Source organism: Levilactobacillus huananensis, assembly GCF_003946145.1.
Lineage (GTDB): Bacteria > Bacillota > Bacilli > Lactobacillales > Lactobacillaceae > Levilactobacillus > Levilactobacillus huananensis.
The window spans coordinates 1-1448 of record NZ_RHOC01000034.1 but is presented as its reverse complement, the minus strand read 5'-3'; the positions used below and the strand labels follow the sequence as shown (position 1 = coordinate 1448).

The window sequence follows — 1448 nt, the reverse complement described above, 5'->3', positions numbered from 1 at the left end:
GGTGTTCCTGGACGTGACATGCTTCTGATCACTTCGTGATCAGTCATTAAATTATTGAAAGCTTTTGACGTGAATGCTGACCCACGGTCAGTATGAACCATCGGGTGTACCTTGCCAGACTTTTGAAAAGCTTGATTGAACGTTTGAATTACAGCTTCACTGGTCTCAGTCGTACTCAAGTTATATGCCATAAGAAATCGTCCATGCAAATCTAAGACACCACACAGTCGTGCTTTAAATTCGCCGCTAATTCCATATTGCACTTCAGTAGAATCTGACAACCAGATTTGATTTGGCCCCGTTGTCTTGTCAAACTGCTGATTTAACACATTATCTCGGAGCTCTTGCTCCGCTTGTTTTACTCGATGATGTTTCTTCACTCGACTCTGGCATTTGAGATGGAGGACCGTCATAAGCCGTTTAACTTGTTTGAGTGAGACGTAAAAGGAGATTGAATCATCGTGTTCAAGATAAAGCTTCATTTTTCCGGCACCGATTCTTTGGCGATGCTTTTCAAAATACGTGAGTATTTTTTGCTTGAGAAATTCTTCTTGTTGCTCCCAGGCCGTTTCCTTGTGATGAATCCATTGATTAAAGGCCTGACGAGAAACTCCCAGTGCACGAAGAAGGATGGCCTGTGCACCATGTATCTGAGAACCGATTTCTTTGATCCCTTGGTAAGATAATTTTCGTTGAGCGTTCACTCCCTGTTCTGTAGTTCCCGGACTTTTTTTAAGAAGAGATCAATGACCTCCTGTTCCTTAATTTTCGCTTTAAGTTGCCGATTCTCCAACTTGAGTCGTTCAAGTTCTGTCATTTCTTCAACGGGTTTAGTCCGACCACGATTGTCTTTGAGTGCTGCGTAACCGTTATCCTTGGACTTCAAAACCCATGATCGTACCTGCTGGTACGATACCTCAAAGTGTTCAGCTGCCTGAGAGTAGGAATGTTTATCGACAGTAACATACTCAACGATTGTGATTCGTTCTTCAAAAGTAGTTTTACGACTCATAATGCGGACCTGCTTTCTTGACGGCGTAGCCGTCAGAGCTTTATTGGTCCCATTATACTGAAATTTTTTGATCCAGTCTTGAAGCTGCGTACAGCTTCTAAGACCAAAGCGATCCCGAATTTCACGCAAGCTTCCTTCCTTATTCAAGTAAGCTGTTACGGCTTGTAGCTTAAGCTCTGGACTATATCGAGTCCAGTTATTTCGTTCTTCTAATCCATCGATCCCATCCTGCTTGTAAAATTTTTGCCACCTGGTAAGAGTCTGACCACTAATGTTGAATAAGCCAAGATACGCTAACTTCGGTAAATCAGTTTTCGACAGGCCCTGAATAATATTTAGCTTTTCTGCGGCCGTGAATCTAGTTCTAGGCATAATAAAGTCCCCTCAAAGTTAACAGATGAATTATACTTTTTCATCTGTCAACCTTAAGGGGACT

At 42.3% G+C, this 1448-nt stretch carries 2 protein-coding genes; both read right to left on the bottom strand.

The window, feature by feature from the left end; all coding sequences use genetic code 11:
- Positions 1–704 (bottom strand): DDE-type integrase/transposase/recombinase (locus EKM71_RS11005; protein WP_125574606.1); only part of this gene is annotated, 704 nt, incomplete at its 3' end.
- Positions 701–1384: a helix-turn-helix domain-containing protein gene (locus EKM71_RS11000; RefSeq protein ID WP_125574605.1), complete on the bottom strand. Its 684-nt coding sequence runs from the start codon at positions 1382–1384 to the stop codon at positions 701–703. The genes EKM71_RS11005 and EKM71_RS11000, both read right to left, overlap by 4 nt.
- Positions 1385–1448 lie beyond the last annotated feature (64 nt).